Origin of the sequence: Enterobacter cloacae complex sp. P6RS (genome assembly GCF_014982245.1) — a bacterium.
GTDB lineage: Bacteria > Pseudomonadota > Gammaproteobacteria > Enterobacterales > Enterobacteriaceae > Enterobacter > Enterobacter bugandensis.
In genome coordinates this window covers 54,841-68,654 of record NZ_JADCLB010000024.1, presented here as the reverse complement: position 1 = coordinate 68,654, position 13,814 = coordinate 54,841, and the positions used below count along the sequence as shown (strand labels likewise).

The 13,814-nt window shown below is 56.5% G+C and carries 16 protein-coding genes; 8 read left to right on the top strand and 8 right to left on the bottom strand.

The window, feature by feature from the left end; all coding sequences use genetic code 11:
- Positions 1-8: 8 nt before the first annotated feature.
- The 4 genes from nrdE to INF73_RS17620 all read right to left on the bottom strand — a co-directional run bounded on the left by nrdE (position 9) and on the right by INF73_RS17620 (position 3,342).
- Positions 9-2,153 (bottom strand): class 1b ribonucleoside-diphosphate reductase subunit alpha, encoded by a 2,145-nt coding sequence (nrdE, locus tag INF73_RS17635; protein ID WP_047367517.1) that lies wholly within the window; start codon positions 2,151-2,153, stop codon positions 9-11.
- Entirely contained in the window at positions 2,126-2,536 is a 411-nt protein-coding gene (gene nrdI, locus INF73_RS17630; RefSeq protein ID WP_045260890.1) for a class Ib ribonucleoside-diphosphate reductase assembly flavoprotein NrdI, read from the bottom strand. The genes nrdE and nrdI overlap by 28 nt, the downstream gene beginning before the upstream one ends.
- Complete coding sequence (gene nrdH / locus INF73_RS17625) at positions 2,533-2,772, bottom strand: glutaredoxin-like protein NrdH (RefSeq protein WP_041908533.1); 240 nt, start codon at positions 2,770-2,772, stop codon at positions 2,533-2,535. Before nrdH ends, nrdI begins: the two co-directional genes overlap by 4 nt.
- A 243-nt stretch (positions 2,773-3,015) precedes the next feature.
- Entirely contained in the window at positions 3,016-3,342 is a 327-nt protein-coding gene (locus INF73_RS17620) for a DUF883 domain-containing protein (protein ID WP_014884958.1), read from the bottom strand.
- 160 nt (positions 3,343-3,502) lie between these two features.
- Here INF73_RS17620 and INF73_RS17615 point away from each other — a divergent pair, with 160 nt between their 5' ends.
- Positions 3,503-3,847, top strand: a complete 345-nt coding sequence (locus INF73_RS17615; RefSeq protein WP_023308923.1) for a DUF2002 family protein — start codon at positions 3,503-3,505, stop codon at positions 3,845-3,847.
- 32 nt (positions 3,848-3,879) lie between these two features.
- On the opposite strand, the gene alaE is transcribed toward INF73_RS17615, so the two are convergent.
- Positions 3,880-4,329, bottom strand: a complete 450-nt coding sequence (gene alaE, locus INF73_RS17610; RefSeq protein ID WP_028014172.1) for an L-alanine exporter AlaE — start codon at positions 4,327-4,329, stop codon at positions 3,880-3,882.
- Between the two features lie 493 nt (positions 4,330-4,822).
- On the opposite strand from alaE, the gene stpA reads away from it, so the two are divergent.
- Positions 4,823-5,227: a DNA-binding protein StpA gene (gene stpA, locus INF73_RS17605; RefSeq protein WP_048959573.1), complete on the top strand. Its 405-nt coding sequence runs from the start codon at positions 4,823-4,825 to the stop codon at positions 5,225-5,227.
- Between the two features lie 38 nt (positions 5,228-5,265).
- Here the strand turns inward: stpA and INF73_RS17600 are convergent, their stop codons facing one another.
- On the bottom strand, positions 5,266-5,445 hold the full coding sequence (locus INF73_RS17600; protein WP_028014170.1) for a hypothetical protein: 180 nt from the start codon (positions 5,443-5,445) through the stop codon (positions 5,266-5,268).
- A 79-nt stretch (positions 5,446-5,524) separates the two neighbouring features.
- The gene (locus tag INF73_RS17595; RefSeq protein ID WP_028014169.1) at positions 5,525-6,046 is read right to left on the bottom strand and encodes a rhodanese family protein; all 522 of its coding nucleotides are present in this window, start codon (positions 6,044-6,046) and stop codon (positions 5,525-5,527) included.
- Positions 6,047-6,225: 179 nt separating this feature from the next.
- On the opposite strand from INF73_RS17595, the gene INF73_RS17590 reads away from it, so the two are divergent.
- Positions 6,226-6,384, top strand: coding sequence for a YqaE/Pmp3 family membrane protein (locus tag INF73_RS17590; RefSeq protein ID WP_032644909.1), 159 nt, complete (start codon positions 6,226-6,228; stop codon positions 6,382-6,384).
- On the opposite strand, the gene INF73_RS17585 is transcribed toward INF73_RS17590, so the two are convergent.
- Complete coding sequence (locus INF73_RS17585) at positions 6,381-7,310, bottom strand: LysR substrate-binding domain-containing protein (RefSeq protein ID WP_028014168.1); 930 nt, start codon at positions 7,308-7,310, stop codon at positions 6,381-6,383. The genes INF73_RS17590 and INF73_RS17585 overlap by 4 nt on opposite strands.
- A gap of 319 nt (positions 7,311-7,629) precedes the next feature.
- On the opposite strand from INF73_RS17585, the gene INF73_RS17580 reads away from it, so the two are divergent.
- The 5 genes from INF73_RS17580 to INF73_RS17560 all read left to right on the top strand — a co-directional run bounded on the left by INF73_RS17580 (position 7,630) and on the right by INF73_RS17560 (position 13,814).
- Positions 7,630-8,235 carry an ankyrin repeat domain-containing protein gene (locus INF73_RS17580; RefSeq protein WP_193540603.1) on the top strand — a complete coding sequence of 202 codons (606 nt, stop codon included), beginning with the start codon at positions 7,630-7,632 and terminating at the stop codon, positions 8,233-8,235.
- Between the two features lie 107 nt (positions 8,236-8,342).
- Complete coding sequence (gene fdrA, locus INF73_RS17575; protein WP_193540605.1) at positions 8,343-9,884, top strand: acyl-CoA synthetase FdrA; 1,542 nt, start codon at positions 8,343-8,345, stop codon at positions 9,882-9,884.
- A complete protein-coding gene (locus INF73_RS17570) occupies positions 9,884-11,299 on the top strand; it encodes a DUF1116 domain-containing protein (RefSeq protein ID WP_193540607.1) in 1,416 nt (471 codons plus the stop codon). The genes fdrA and INF73_RS17570 overlap by 1 nt, the downstream gene beginning before the upstream one ends.
- A gap of 11 nt (positions 11,300-11,310) precedes the next feature.
- Complete coding sequence (locus INF73_RS17565) at positions 11,311-12,861, top strand: hypothetical protein (RefSeq protein ID WP_045260886.1); 1,551 nt, start codon at positions 11,311-11,313, stop codon at positions 12,859-12,861.
- Positions 12,858-13,814 carry a carbamate kinase family protein gene (locus INF73_RS17560; RefSeq protein WP_193540608.1) on the top strand — a complete coding sequence of 319 codons (957 nt, stop codon included), beginning with the start codon at positions 12,858-12,860 and terminating at the stop codon, positions 13,812-13,814. The genes INF73_RS17565 and INF73_RS17560 overlap by 4 nt, the downstream gene beginning before the upstream one ends.

Below are 13,814 nucleotides of genomic sequence, written 5' to 3'. Positions count from 1 at the left end.
CTTTCTCCTTACAGCGCGCAGGACACGCAGCCTTCGATTTCGGTGCCTTCCAGCGCAAGCTGGCGCAGGCGAATGTAGTACAGCGTTTTGATGCCTTTCTTCCAGGCGTAAATCTGCGCTTTGTTGATATCCCGCGTGGTGGCGGTGTCCGGGAAGAAGAGCGTCAGCGACAACCCCTGGTCCACGTGCTTCGTGGCCTCGGCGTAGGTATCAATGATTTTTTCCGGGCCGATCTCGTACGCGTCCTGGTACAGCGCCAGGTTCTCATTGGTCATAAACGGGGCAGGGTAGTAGACGCGTCCGGTTTTGCCTTCCTTACGGATCTCAATCTTCGATACGATCGGGTGAATGCTCGATGTGGCGTGGTTGATGTAGGAAATCGAACCGGTTGGCGGTACCGCCTGCAGGTTCTGGTTATAAATGCCGTAGCGCATCACATCGTCGCGCAACTGCTGCCACATCTCGCGCGTCGGCAGGGTAATGCCGGCGCGGTCAAACAGCGCGCGCACTTTTTCGGTTTTCGGCTGCCAGTCGCCTTCCAGATACTGGCTGAAATACGCCCCGCTGGCGTAGCGCGACTGCTCAAAGCCTGCGAACCGCTGGTTGCGCTCGCGCGCCAGCATCATTGAGGTATGAAGCGCATGCCAGGTGACGGTGTAGAAATAGAGATTCGTGAAATCCAGCCCTTCCGGGCTGCCGTAGGCGATGCCTTCCCGTGCCAGATAGCCGTGCAGGTTCATCTGCCCCAGGCCGATGGCGTGCGATGCGGCGTTGCCCGCCTCGATGGACGGCACGCTGCGGATGTGGCTCATGTCCGATACCGCCGTCAGCCCGCGAACGGCGGTCTCCACCGTGCGGCCAAAATCCGGCGAATCCATGGTGTGGGCAATATTCAGCGACCCGAGGTTGCAGGAGATATCTTTGCCGATCTCCGCGTAGTCCAGGTTTTCGTCGTAAGCGGAGGCGCTGTTGACCTGCAAAATTTCCGAGCACAGGTTGCTCATGTTAATGCGCCCGGCAATCGGATTGGCGCGGTTTACCGTATCCTCGTACATGATGTACGGATAGCCGGATTCAAACTGAATTTCCGCAAGCGTCTGGAAGAAATCGCGGGCGTTGATGTATTTCTTGCGGATGCGATCGTCTGCAACCAGCTCGTCATAAAGCTCGCTTATCGCCACGTCGCCAAACGCTTTGCCGTAGATCCGCTCCACGTCATACGGCGAGAAGAGCGCCATGTCGGCATTCTCTTTGGCCAGCTTAAACGTGATATCCGGGATCGTCACGCCGAGCGACAGGGTTTTGATGCGGATTTTTTCGTCGGCGTTTTCGCGCTTGGTATCGAGAAAACGCAGGATGTCCGGGTGGTGCGCGTGCAGGTAAACCGCCCCCGCCCCCTGGCGTGCGCCAAGCTGGTTGGCGTAGGAGAAGGCATCTTCCAGCATCTTCATCACCGGGATGACGCCGGAAGACTGGTTTTCGATGCGTTTGATCGGCGCGCCCGCTTCCCGCAGGTTCGAGAGCAGAAACGCCACGCCGCCGCCGCGTTTGGAAAGCTGCAGCGCCGAGTTCACCGCACGGCCAATCGACTCCATATTGTCTTCGATGCGCAGCAGGAAGCAGGAGACCAGCTCGCCGCGCTGGGCCTTGCCGCAGTTGAGGAAGGTGGGCGTAGCGGGCTGGAAGCGGCCGGAGAGGATCTCCTCCGTCAGCCGTTCAGCCAGCGCTTCATCGCCCTGGGCCAGCGTCAGGGCCACCATCACGGTGCGATCTTCAAAGCTTTCCAGGTAGCGTTTGCCGTCGAAGGTTTTCAGGGTGTAGCTGGTGTAATACTTCCATGCGCCAAGAAACGTCTGGAAGCGAAAACCGCTGGCGTGCGCACGTTCAAACAGTCTTACCACGAAGGGACGATCGTAGCGGGCCAGGACGCGCTCCTCGTAGTAGCCCTCGTTAACCAGATAGTCGAGACGTTCATTCTGGCTTGAAAACGTCACGCTGTTGGGCCGCACGTGGGCGGCGAAAAAAGCCTCTACCGCCTCGCGATCTTTGCCAAACTGAATGCGCCCCTCCCGGTCATAGAGGTTAAGCATCGCGTTTAATGCGTGGTAGTCCGGCGTCGCCTGAATTACCCGTTCTGCGGTTGTCGTTGCCAAAATTCGTTCACTCCTTTACGCACGTTTTCTACGTCCTGCTGTGTCCCCATCAGTTCAAAACGATAGAGATACGGCACGCCGCATTTTCGAGAGATGACATCCCCGGCGCGGCCAAAGGCATCGCCAAAATTACGATTGCCCGCCGCGATCACGCCCCGAATCAGTACCCGGTTATGAGGATCGTTCAGAAAGCGGATCACCTGGCGAGGTACTGCTCCTGCCGTACCGCCGCCGCCATAGCTGGGTACCACCAGAATGTAAGGTTCGTCTACCTGAATGCGCTCCCGCTCGTTGAGCGGAATACGCACCGCTGGCAGCCCGAGGCGCTCAATAAAGCGGAGCGTGTTTTCTGAGCTGCTGGAGAAGAAGACCAGCCCACTCATGCACGCGTGGCCTGAGCGCTCAGGCGGTTAATCATGTCCGGGCGAAAGCCAGACCAGCTGGTATCACCGGCAACCACCACCGGAAGCTGACGAAATCCCTGTTCGCGCAGGGTATCCGCGGCATCGGGCACCAGGTCGATATTTACCATCTCAAACGCCACGCCTCGGCTCTCCATCGCCCGTTTGGTGGCGTGGCACTGAACACAATCGTTACGAGTGTAAATAATAATGCTCATGATTCGTATTTCCATTTAGAATGTGAAAACGGCGCGAGTTAACGCGTCATAGAGTGTGTGTCTTTCTTAAGGGAATACTAGATGTAGTTGATAAAAGATTCAACCATACAAGATATGGGAAATTCAGATTAATGTTGCCCTGATGATGAGCACAGCGGGGCAGGGCGGGCTGTACGGGTTTTTCAGGCTTACAGGCATAAAAAAGCCCCGGCGCCTGAGGCTACCGGGGTTGAGAATGCGGGCTTACTTACGCAGGCTGAGCAGGGCTCCGACAAAAATGCCGACCGCCGCGACGGTTCCCAGCGTACACAGTGGTTTTTCACGTACGAAGGTCGTAGCACAGTTTGCCATGTCGCAGGCCGCCTGCGTAGCGCGTGAACGTCCGTTCATACGGGCGCGGGTTTCACGGAGCAGAGACTGAGCCTTACGTTTCGCAGCATCTGCTTCATCCTTCGCATCCGATCCCCAGGATTTCAGCACTTCCTCAAGCGTGTCCGCTAATTGGCTGACATCATTACGAATATCCTGCGCGTCGTCGTTAATATCGTTTCGGTTCGGTCTGTTAAACATACGATCCTCCGTAATTTTGTGTTCCCGTTTAGTTTAGTTCAGAAATTTAATATCTGAAGCGCGTCACGCGTTATCCGCCAGTTTATGGACTATTCTGAAAGCCCTGCTAATGCTGATTACTGTAAGGTTGCCGGGCAGGAAAAGATAACGAGGAAAAGATATGTATTTACGACCTGACGAGGTGGCACGCGTTCTTGAAAAAGAGGGATTCACCATGGATGAGGTGACGCCAAAAGCGTATGGATATCGCCGCGGCGAGAATTATGTTTATGTTAATCGTGAAGCCAGGATGGGACGTACCGCTCTCATTATTCACCCGACGCTGAAAGACAGAAGTCTGTCATTTGCTGAGCCTGCCTCGGATATTAAAACCTGCGATCACTATCAGCAATTTCCGCTCTATTTAGGCGGTGAACGGCATGAGCATTATGGTATTCCGCACGGTTTCAGTTCGCGTATGGCGCTGGAGCGGTTTCTGAAGGGACTGTTTGGCGACGTACAGTAAATCTGCGACTGGCTTTCGCCAGTCGCTTCACATTACGCTTTTACCTGGCCGTACTGGCTGACCTTAAACAGGCGGCGGCAGTAGTCGAGGAAATAGCCGTATACCGCACCCATCAGCATTGATACCACGATATTCGAACTGACCGCTGCGGCGATCTGGTGCCAGTCCGCGCCCACTGTCAGGAGAATAGCCACGTATACCGGCGACTGGAACGTGACGTACGCCAGCACGTCGGCAAGATTTTTCATCCAGCCCGCCGGGCTGATGCGGCGCGCGAAACGCATAACGGCATCGCGGTATAGCCCGTAAGGCCATGCGATAATAATATTGACCGGGATCGCCACCAGACGAGAAGAAAGTGACTGCTCGAAGGTCATTCCGGAGAGGAATATTTCAATCAGCATGTTCACAACGGAACAGTAGACAACCATCGCGAAAGTATCCGCCACCGCGTGGCGCAGGCGAGATTGCGGCGAGAACATGTCTGAACTCCTTGAGAAGAACGCAGTGGAATCGGTTTTCCTTCAGCGGCTAGTGCTTTAGGTTGGTTTGTTTGAGGTGTATAGCGTATATCTCTATGTTTGAACTAACAACTAGTTATTAATTTTTATTTAATCGCCTTTTGTCCACAAAATTCTCTAAAATCGGTTGTTTTTTATCCGGTTCGTTATAATCTGTCTCATCAAATGTTTTACTTATATAAATCAGTGTTTTAGATGTTTTGCTTTTGACGCAGAAATCCACTCCCCTGATGAGAGCGCAGTATGCTGTGATTTGGATTAAAGTTGACCATTTATATTGATTTGGTGATTAGATCTACGTGTTTCCCGCCAATGCTATGCGCTATTATTAACGGCGATATTTAAATATATTTACATTTATGCCCGTTTGGACCTTTGGGTAGATATTTCAACTGAAATGAATTATTCTTGGGGCGATTTATCTATTTACCCCAAAGAAAAGGTTTTCAATAATATGTCTTTGACGTTACAGAATCTTAATAATATCCGAACCCTGCGCGCGATGGCGCGAGAATTAACCCTGGACGTTCTTGAGGAAATGCTGGAAAAGGTCAGGGTCGTTACTGAAGAAAAACGCAATGAGCTGGCGGAATTAGAGCAGCAGCGCGCTGAACAGCAGGAAAAAATTAATAACCTGCTGGAACTGATGAAAGCCGATGGTATTTCTCCGACTGACCTGCTGGGTTCAGAACTGGCGCAGGCGGGTAAACCGACTAAAAAGCGTAAACCGCGTGAAGCGAAATATCGCTTTATTGACCAGAACGGTGAAGAAAAAACGTGGACCGGCCAGGGCCGCACGCCGAAGCCTATTGCCAGCGCGCTGGCAGAGGGTAAATCACTGGATGATTTTCTGATCTAATACGTGGACCGGGCGGAACAAGCCGCCCGGTTGTCTGTTCAGCAGACGCCGAAATCACCTTCTTCGGTATACGGCGCCAAATCGGCCGCTTTCAGCGTATATTTCTCGCCTTGTTCATTGCTGGCCTGTACCGCCACCACGTTTTCACCGTTCACTTCGAGCACTTTCAGCTTTGGGCCGCCTTTAAGCGGTTGCACATAATCACCGACAGAAAACATATAACCTCCTCATCGTTTTAGCGATCTTCACCTTAGCCGACGTCTGAAGCCGGGTACAGCGTAATTCATTGATTACTGCTTATGAGGTATGACGGTTCCACGGCATCACTTTCAGCAATCGTGCCATACCACAAAAACCTGTCACACCGGCGAACAGCAGCCCGGCACCGACGAAACCGCTCAGCAGGAAAAAGCCGCTGGAGACGCTATAACCCAGCACCACGCCGCAGAGGATCAGCAGCCCGGCGGCAATTTGTACCTGCCGCATCAGCGGGAGCGGCTGGGATTTATCTTCAACGGTCAGCAGCCCGGCCTGCTTCCAGCCCTGAATGCCCCCCTCAACCACGAAGGCCTGAGCCGGCAACGCTGCCTGCGCAAGTCGCGCAGCATTGTTTGATGTCCGTGTCCCGGACTGACAGTGGAAAATCACCGTTTCACCAGGGGCAGCGTTGAGCCCGCCGGGTAAAGAATCCAGCGGTATGGAGCGTGCTGCCGGAATATGCTCGCGGGCATACTCATCGGGATCGCGAATATCAATCAGTTTTGCGCCTTCTTTAATAAGCGCGTTCGCCTGCTGTGGCGAAATAAGAGAAAGAGACATGGTGTTTCCTTACGGTCAATTTATGAGTAGTAGAACATTTAAGGAAGGGCTTAAGCCAGTGTAAAGAGGGTAAAGGCAGGTAAAAGCGCGAGAGACGAATGGCAGTAACCCGTAAACTGGCTATGCTTAGAGAAATGTCTCTTTTTAATTTTCAATTGGTTAGCTTGCACGGAGTGATTATGGGTTTTTGGCGCGTTGTTTTTACGATTATTCTCCCGCCGCTGGGCGTGCTGCTTGGCAAGGGACTGGGCTGGGCGTTTATTCTGAACATCCTTCTGACCATCCTGGGTTACTTCCCGGGCCTTATCCACGCGTTTTGGGTGCAGACGAAAAACTAAGCACGCCACAGTAAATCACTGTATATACCGGTTAATACGCCTTCCGGGCCAAACTGCTGTTTGATCCAGCGCGTCACCTGGCCGGTCGCCGCATGCTGCGTGGCGAGCAGCATGCGCGAGTCCTGCCGCGGATTGTTAATACGCCGCGTGATGAGCAGACCGTCTTCCATCGCTTCTCTTGCCATGTATTCCGGCAAAAAGCCAATCCCTTCCCCCAGAATCTGGCACTGGCACTTGGTGTTGAAATCCGGCACCAGAATCGCCTCCTGCCCGTGCAGCAGCCAGCCGACCTTCTTGTTGATGGTATGCGCGGTATCTTCCACCATGATGTTGGGGTACAGGCGCAACTGGCTCTCCGCAATCGGTTCGGGAACAAAGGCGAGGGGATGTTCCGGCGCGATGGCAAACACCCAGCGAATGGCGCCAATTTCGGTGTAATCAATCCCGCCGCCGTCCAGCAGCGTATCCGGCGCGCCAATCGCGATGTTGGCCTGATTGTTGATGATCGAATCCCAGACGCCGTTATACACCTCGGTCGTCACCGTGATCTGGCAGGTGGGAAACTGCTTTTTCAGCACCTGCAGCAAACGCGCGGTATGGCGCGGCGTATACAAGAGCTGATTAATGCAGATGCGCACTCGCGCCTCGATGCCCTGCGAAATGGTATCAATCCCGCGCTTGATGGCGTGGAAGTCATTCAGCAGGTCGGTGGCTTTACGGTAAAAATAAAACCCGGACTCCGTCAGCTCGATGCTGCGCGTGTTGCGCACAAACAGCACCACGTCCAGCCCGGTCTCCATGCGCTTAATGGTGTAGCTAATGGCGGAGGTCGTCACGCCCAGCTCGGCGGCGGCTTTGCTGAAGCTGCCGAAGCGTGCCGCGGTGGTGAAGGCCAGCAGGTTCTCTTCGGTAAAGATGGAATTCATATCACAGCATCCTCAGCCATCAGTTTTGAACATATTTTAACAGCGCCGTTACATCATATTTGAAGTGTGTCACAGTTCTGACTATTTACGCGGAGCCGCGTCCTGAAAGGCTTTTACAACCATAAGGATAATGCTGCCTGAGGCGTTAAAAAACGGTAAACCATAAGAAAAAGGTTGCACAGACGCACGTTTTAGCCTGACTGTTGAATTTAACTCAACAATGAATTGCGTGTCGATGAATCATTTTTAAGCGGATTCTTTTGTGACCAGGCTGTTGCTATTCTCAGGTCATCAGAAGTGAAACATTGGGAGACTGAATATGTCTGCAAACGCACTCGTTACGGAATTTCTGCTGGCGGCAGAAGAGGGCAACATCGACGCGCTAAAAGCCTGCCTGGATAACGGCGTGGATATTAACGCCACCAACCGCCAGAAAAGAACCGCCATTATTATTGCCAGCCTGAAAAAGCATTATGCCTGCGTGGAATTTTTAATTGCCGCCGGCGCGGATATTGATAAACAGGACCAGACCTGTTTTAACCCCTTCCTGATAAGCTGCCTGACTAATGATTTAACCCTACTGCGCATCGTTCTTCCGGCGAATCCGGATCTCGACCGTCTGACGCGCTTCGGCGGCGTGGGCATTACCCCTGCCAGTGAAAAAGGCCACGTTGAAATCGTGCGCGAGCTGCTGGAAAAAACCGATATTAACGTCAACCACACTAACTTTGTCGGCTGGACGCCGCTGCTGGAAGCCATCGTGCTGAATGACGGCGGCGCAAAGCAGCAGGAAATTGTGAAGCTGCTGCTGGATCACGGCGCGAATCCGCACATGACCGATAAATACGGCAAAACCCCGCTCGAACTGGCGCGGGAAAAAGGCTTCAACGCGATAGCAGACCTGCTGCTGGCGGCAGGCGCATAGCGCAGTTGGCCTGCCACTTCCGGCTGGCCGTTAATTCAAACAGTATTTTTACCGACGTGCATTCTGCGCGACGGCGGCCCCCTTTTATCCGTATTCAGGAGAAAACAATGCCAACCAAAATCGTTATAAAAAAGAACACGTATTTCGATTCGGTTTCCTTAATGTCGGTTTCCACCAAAGCCAATAAATTGCCGGGCGTCGAACAGGCGTTTGTGGCAATGGCGACGGAAATGAATAAAGGCGTTCTGAAAAATCTCGGGCTGCTCACGTCGGAATTAGCGGAAGCCAAAAATGGCGACCTGATGATCGTGATTAAAGGCGACGCGGCGAACGATGAAACGCTGGCGGAAATAGAAGCCTTATTTACACGCAAAGCGAGCAGCGGCGGCCATGAAGCACGCTACGTGACGATTGCCAGCGCCAAGACCCATCGCCCGGACAGCAACCTGGCGGTCATTTCTGTCAACGGCACCTTTGCCGCTCGTGAAGCGCGTCAGGCGCTGGAAAACGATCTTAACGTGATGCTGTTCTCCGATAACGTGTCGCTCGACGACGAGCTGGCGCTGAAGCAGCTGGCGCATGAGAAAGGGCTGCTGATGATGGGGCCTGACTGCGGAACCGCCATCATCAACGGTGCGGGGCTGTGCTTCGCCAACGCGGTGCGTCGCGGGCCGATTGGGATTGTTGGCGCCTCCGGCACCGGCAGCCAGGAGCTGAGCGTGCGCATTCATGAGTTCGGCGGCGGCGTGTCGCAGCTGATCGGCACCGGCGGACGCGATCTTAGCGAGAAAATCGGCGGTCTCATGATGCTCGACGCCATTGACATGCTTGAGGCGGATGAGGGCACCCGGGTGATTGCGCTCATCTCCAAGCCGCCTGCGCCAGCGGTGGCAGAAAAGGTGCTGGCCCGCGCCAGAGTCTGCCGCAAGCCGGTGGTTGTTTGCTTCCTCGGCCGCAGCGAACCGCCCGCCGATGAAGACGGCCTGCAGTTTGCGCGTGGCACCAAAGAAGCGGCGCTGAAGGCGGTGCTGCTTACCGGCATTAAAAAAGAGTCCCTGGATCTGCACCCGCTCAACTGGCCTTTGATTGAAGAGGTGCGCGCCCGCCTGACCCCTCAGCAGAAGTACATTCGCGGCCTGTTCTGCGGCGGCACCCTGTGCGACGAGGCGATGTTTGCCGCGCTGGAGAAGTTCGACGACGTCTGGAGCAACATCCAGCTAGATCCGGCTAAGCGCCTGAAGGACATCAGCGTCAGCCAGGCCCACACCTTCCTGGACTTCGGTGACGACGACTTCACCAACGGCAAGCCGCACCCAATGATCGACCCGACCAACCGCATCAGCAGGCTGCTGCAGGAGGCGCGGGATCCGCAGGTGGGCGTCATCGTGATGGACTTCGTGCTCGGCTTCGGCGCGCACGAGGATCCGGTGGGGGTGATGATCGAGGCGATCAAAGAGGCACAGGCCATTGCGAGGGCAGATAACCGTCCGCTGGAAATTCTCGGCTACGTGCTCGGCACCGACCAGGATCCGCAGTCGCTGGCGCAGCAGTGCCAGCGGCTGACCGACGCAGGCGTCATCTGGGCCAGCAGCAGCACCAACACCGGATTACTGGCACGCGAATTTGTCTGCAAAGGGGAGAACGCATAATGACCACTTTATTCAACCAGCCGCTTAACGTCATTAACATCGGCATTGCGATGTTCAGCGACGACCTCAAAAAGCAGCACGTTCCCGTGACCCAGCTCGACTGGACGCCGCCGGGGCAGGGCAACATGCAGGTTGTTGAAGCGCTCGACCAGCTGGCAGAGAAACCGCTGGCGGAGAAGATCGCCGCCGCGAACAAAATCGCCCTTGAGCGCATCATCCAGTCTCACCCGGTGCTGGTGGGCTATGACCAGGCAATTAACGTAGTGCCGGGCATGACCCGCACCACCATTCTGCACGCCGGTCCGCCCGTCGCCTGGGAAAACATGTGTGGCGCGATGAAGGGCGCGGTTACCGGTGCGCTGGTATTTGAAGGGCTGGCGACGGATCTGGAGAACGCGGCAAGGCTGGCGGCTTCCGGGGAGATCACCTTCTCGCCGTGCCACGAGCACGACTGCGTGGGCTCCATGGCAGGCGTCACCTCCGCGTCGATGTTTATGCACATTGTTGAAAACAAAACCTACGGCAACCGGGCGTTCACCAACCTCAGCGAGCAGATGGCGAAGATCCTGCGCATGGGTGCCAACGACCAGAGCGTGATCGACCGCCTGAACTGGATGCGCGACGTGCTCGGCCCGATGCTGCGCAACGCGATGAATATCATCGGCGAAATCGACCTGCGCCTGATGCTGGCCCAGGCGCTGCACATGGGCGACGAGTGCCACAACCGCAACAACGCCGGCACCACGCTTCTTATTCAGGCGCTGACCCCGGGGCTGATTCAGGCGGGCTATCCGGTGGAGCAGCAGCGCGAGGTGTTTGAGTTTGTCGCCAGCAGCGACTACTTCTCCGGCCCGACGTGGATGGCGATGTGTAAAGCCGCGCTGGATGCCGCTCACGGCATTGAATATAGCACCGTGGTTACCACCATGGCGCGCAACGGCTACGAGTTCGGCCTGCGCGTTTCCGGCCTGCCGGGGCAGTGGTTCACCGGCCCGGCGCAGCAGGTGATTGGCCCGATGTTCGCGGGCTACAAGCCGGAAGACTCCGGACTGGATATTGGCGACAGCGCCATCACCGAAACCTACGGCATCGGCGGCTTTGCGATGGCGACGGCACCGGCCATCGTTGCGCTGGTGGGCGGCACGGTGGAGGAAGCCATCGACTTCTCGCGCCAGATGCGCGAAATCACCCTCGGCGAGAACCCGAACGTCACCATTCCGCTGCTGTCGTTTATGGGCATTCCAACCGCCATCGACATCACCAGAGTGGCGGGCAGCGGCATTCTGCCGGTGATCAACACTGCCATTGCCCACAAAGACGCGGGTATCGGCATGATTGGGGCGGGCATCGTTCACCCGCCGTTTAGCTGTTTTGAAAAGGCGCTGTTGACCTTCCGCGATCGCTACGTTCTATAAGGTATGCATCCATGAAAAACATGAAACTGGAGTGGAAAAGAGGTGACTGGGCGGCCTATTTCGGGTTGATGACCAACAACCTGACTAATTTGCTGACCATGATGGGGTTGCTCATTTTTGTCGTCGGCATCCCGAAGGAGATTGTTTATGGACGCATCGCGCCGGCCTTCGGGCTGGCGGTGCTGGTAGCGAGCTTATGCTACACATGGTTTGGCCTGCAAATGGCGCGCGCCACCGGACGTACGGACGTCACCGCGCTGCCGTCCGGCCCGAGCGCACCCTCGATTTTTACCGTGACCTTCCTGGTCCTGATGCCCGTCTACCAGCAAACCGGTGATGCGGATTTCGCGATCCAGATTGGCCTGGTGTGGTGCTTCGTGGAAGCGATGATCCTCGCGGGCGGCTCGTTCCTGGGTGAGACCATCCGCAAGATGATCCCGCGTACCGTGCTGCTGTCGTGCCTGTCCGGTCTTGGCCTGCTGCTGCTGGCGATGAACCCGATGTTGCAGGCGTTCGAAGCGCCCACCGTGTCGTTCATCGTTCTGCTGCTGATCTTCATTAACTGGTTCGGTAAAAAGCCGATTTTCGCCAAAATCCCGACCGGCCTGCTGCTGCTGATTGCCGGAACGGCGCTGGCGTGGATTTCCGGACTGCAAAGCCCGGATGCCATTAAGGCGTCCATGTCATCCTTCGGCTTTAACCCGCCGGAAGTGCACGTGGACAGCTTTATGCAGGGCCTGCCGCACGCGCTGCCTTATCTGGCGTCCGCCGTACCGCTGGGGCTGGCGAACTACATCTTTGACCTGGAGAACATCGAAAGCGCCCACGCAGCGGGGGATGAGTACCCGACCCGCAAGGTGATGCTGGCGAACGGCCTGGCTTCCATGCTCGGCTGCCTGATGGGCAACCCGTTCCCGGTCACGGTCTACGTGGGCCATCCCGGCTGGAAGGCGATGGGGGCGAGCATCGGCTACACGCTGGCGTCCGGCGTGACCATGTTCATCGTGCCGCTGTTCGGGCTGGGGGCCTTTATGCTCGCCATCATACCGATGACCGCTATCGTGCCGATTCTGGTGTTTATCGGCGTCGTCACCGCCAACCAGGTGGTGCGGGAAACCCCCAAAGTGGAGGTGCCCGTCATCTTTATCTGCCTGTTCCCGTGGATCGCTAACTGGGCGCTGACCATGATGAACAGCGTGATGAGCGCGGCGGGAACCAGCGCGGCGAAAATTGGCACCGACGTGCTGCACAGCAAAGGGATCTACTACGAGGGGCTGATGCACCTCGGCAACGGTGCGCCGCTCGCCAGCATGCTCTGGGGCTGTATCGCTATCTTCGCCATCATTAACAAACCGCTGCGCGGGGCCGTCGCCGCCGCAGGAGGCGCGCTGCTGGCGCTGTTTGGCGTGATCCACGCGCCAGTGGTGGGCTTTGCCGAGGGCAGTTCCCTGATGTTCGTCACGGCCTACCTGATGATGGGCGGCATGTTTGTGGTGAAGCATTTCCTCGACAGCCGCGAAGTTGCGAGCGCTGAAGTTACTGTTGCGAAGGAAAACGTATGAAAGAGCTTATGGTCGTCGCCATCGGCGGCAACAGCATTATCAAAGACAACGCCAGCCAGTCGATTGAACATCAGGCGCAGGCGGTCAAAGCGGTGGCCGAGTCGGTGCTTGAAATGCTGGCCTCCGACTATGACATCGTCCTCACCCACGGCAACGGCCCGCAGGTGGGGCTGGATCTGCGCCGCGCCGAGATCGCCCACGAGCGGGAAGGGCTGCCGCTGACCCCGCTGGCAAACTGCGTGGCGGATACCCAGGGCGGCATCGGCTACCTGATCCAGCAGGCGCTCAACAACCGCCTGGCGGCGCGTGGCGAGCAAAAGGCGGTCACGGTCGTCACTCAGGTGGAGGTGGATAAAAACGATCCCGGCTTTACGCACCCGACAAAACCGATCGGCGCGTTCTTCAGCGAGGCGCAGCGCGACGAGCTACAGCTCGCGCACCCGGACTGGCATTTTGTCGAGGATTCAGGCCGGGGCTATCGCCGCGTGGTGGCCTCGCCCCAGCCGCTGCGCATCGTCGAGGCGGATGCGATTAAAGCGCTAACGCAGAAAGGTTTTGTGGTCATCGGCGCGGGCGGCGGAGGCATTCCCGTGGTGCGCAGCGAGCAGGGGGATTATCAGAGCGTGGATGCGGTTATCGATAAAGATCTCTCCACCGCGCTGCTGGCCCGTGAGATTTGCGCCGACGTGCTGGTGATAACCACCGGCGTGGAGAAAGTCTGCGTTAACTTCGGCAAGCCAGACCAGCAGGCCCTGGACACCGTCAATGTAGCGCAGATGACGCGCTACATGGATGAAGGACACTTTCCGGCGGGCAGCATGCTGCCCAAAATCGTCGCCTCGCTGGCATTTTTACGCCACGGCGGCAGGCGCGTGATCATCACCTCGCCGGACTGCCTGCCCGCGGCGCTGCGCGGTGAAACGGGTACCCACATTGTTAATGAAGGAAGATAA

Excerpts from the sequence above, each read along its gene's own strand:
- INF73_RS17570 (WP_193540607.1), top strand. The coding sequence starts at position 9,884 with ATGACCACTTTATTCAACCAGCCGCTTAACGTCATTAACATCGGCATT.
- nrdH (WP_041908533.1), bottom strand. The coding sequence starts at position 2,772 with ATGAGCATTATTATTTACACTCGTAACGATTGTGTTCAGTGCCACGCC.
- INF73_RS17590 (WP_032644909.1), top strand. The coding sequence starts at position 6,226 with ATGGGTTTTTGGCGCGTTGTTTTTACGATTATTCTCCCGCCGCTGGGC.
- stpA (WP_048959573.1), top strand. The coding sequence starts at position 4,823 with ATGTCTTTGACGTTACAGAATCTTAATAATATCCGAACCCTGCGCGCG.
- INF73_RS17565 (WP_045260886.1), top strand. The coding sequence starts at position 11,311 with ATGAAAAACATGAAACTGGAGTGGAAAAGAGGTGACTGGGCGGCCTAT.
- INF73_RS17580 (WP_193540603.1), top strand. The coding sequence starts at position 7,630 with ATGTCTGCAAACGCACTCGTTACGGAATTTCTGCTGGCGGCAGAAGAG.
- INF73_RS17560 (WP_193540608.1), top strand. The coding sequence starts at position 12,858 with ATGAAAGAGCTTATGGTCGTCGCCATCGGCGGCAACAGCATTATCAAA.
- INF73_RS17585 (WP_028014168.1), bottom strand. The coding sequence starts at position 7,310 with ATGAATTCCATCTTTACCGAAGAGAACCTGCTGGCCTTCACCACCGCG.
- INF73_RS17600 (WP_028014170.1), bottom strand. The coding sequence starts at position 5,445 with ATGTTTTCTGTCGGTGATTATGTGCAACCGCTTAAAGGCGGCCCAAAG.
- alaE (WP_028014172.1), bottom strand. The coding sequence starts at position 4,329 with ATGTTCTCGCCGCAATCTCGCCTGCGCCACGCGGTGGCGGATACTTTC.
- nrdI (WP_045260890.1), bottom strand. The coding sequence starts at position 2,536 with ATGAGTGGGCTGGTCTTCTTCTCCAGCAGCTCAGAAAACACGCTCCGC.
- INF73_RS17615 (WP_023308923.1), top strand. The coding sequence starts at position 3,503 with ATGTATTTACGACCTGACGAGGTGGCACGCGTTCTTGAAAAAGAGGGA.
- INF73_RS17595 (WP_028014169.1), bottom strand. The coding sequence starts at position 6,046 with ATGTCTCTTTCTCTTATTTCGCCACAGCAGGCGAACGCGCTTATTAAA.
- fdrA (WP_193540605.1), top strand. The coding sequence starts at position 8,343 with ATGCCAACCAAAATCGTTATAAAAAAGAACACGTATTTCGATTCGGTT.
- INF73_RS17620 (WP_014884958.1), bottom strand. The coding sequence starts at position 3,342 with ATGTTTAACAGACCGAACCGAAACGATATTAACGACGACGCGCAGGAT.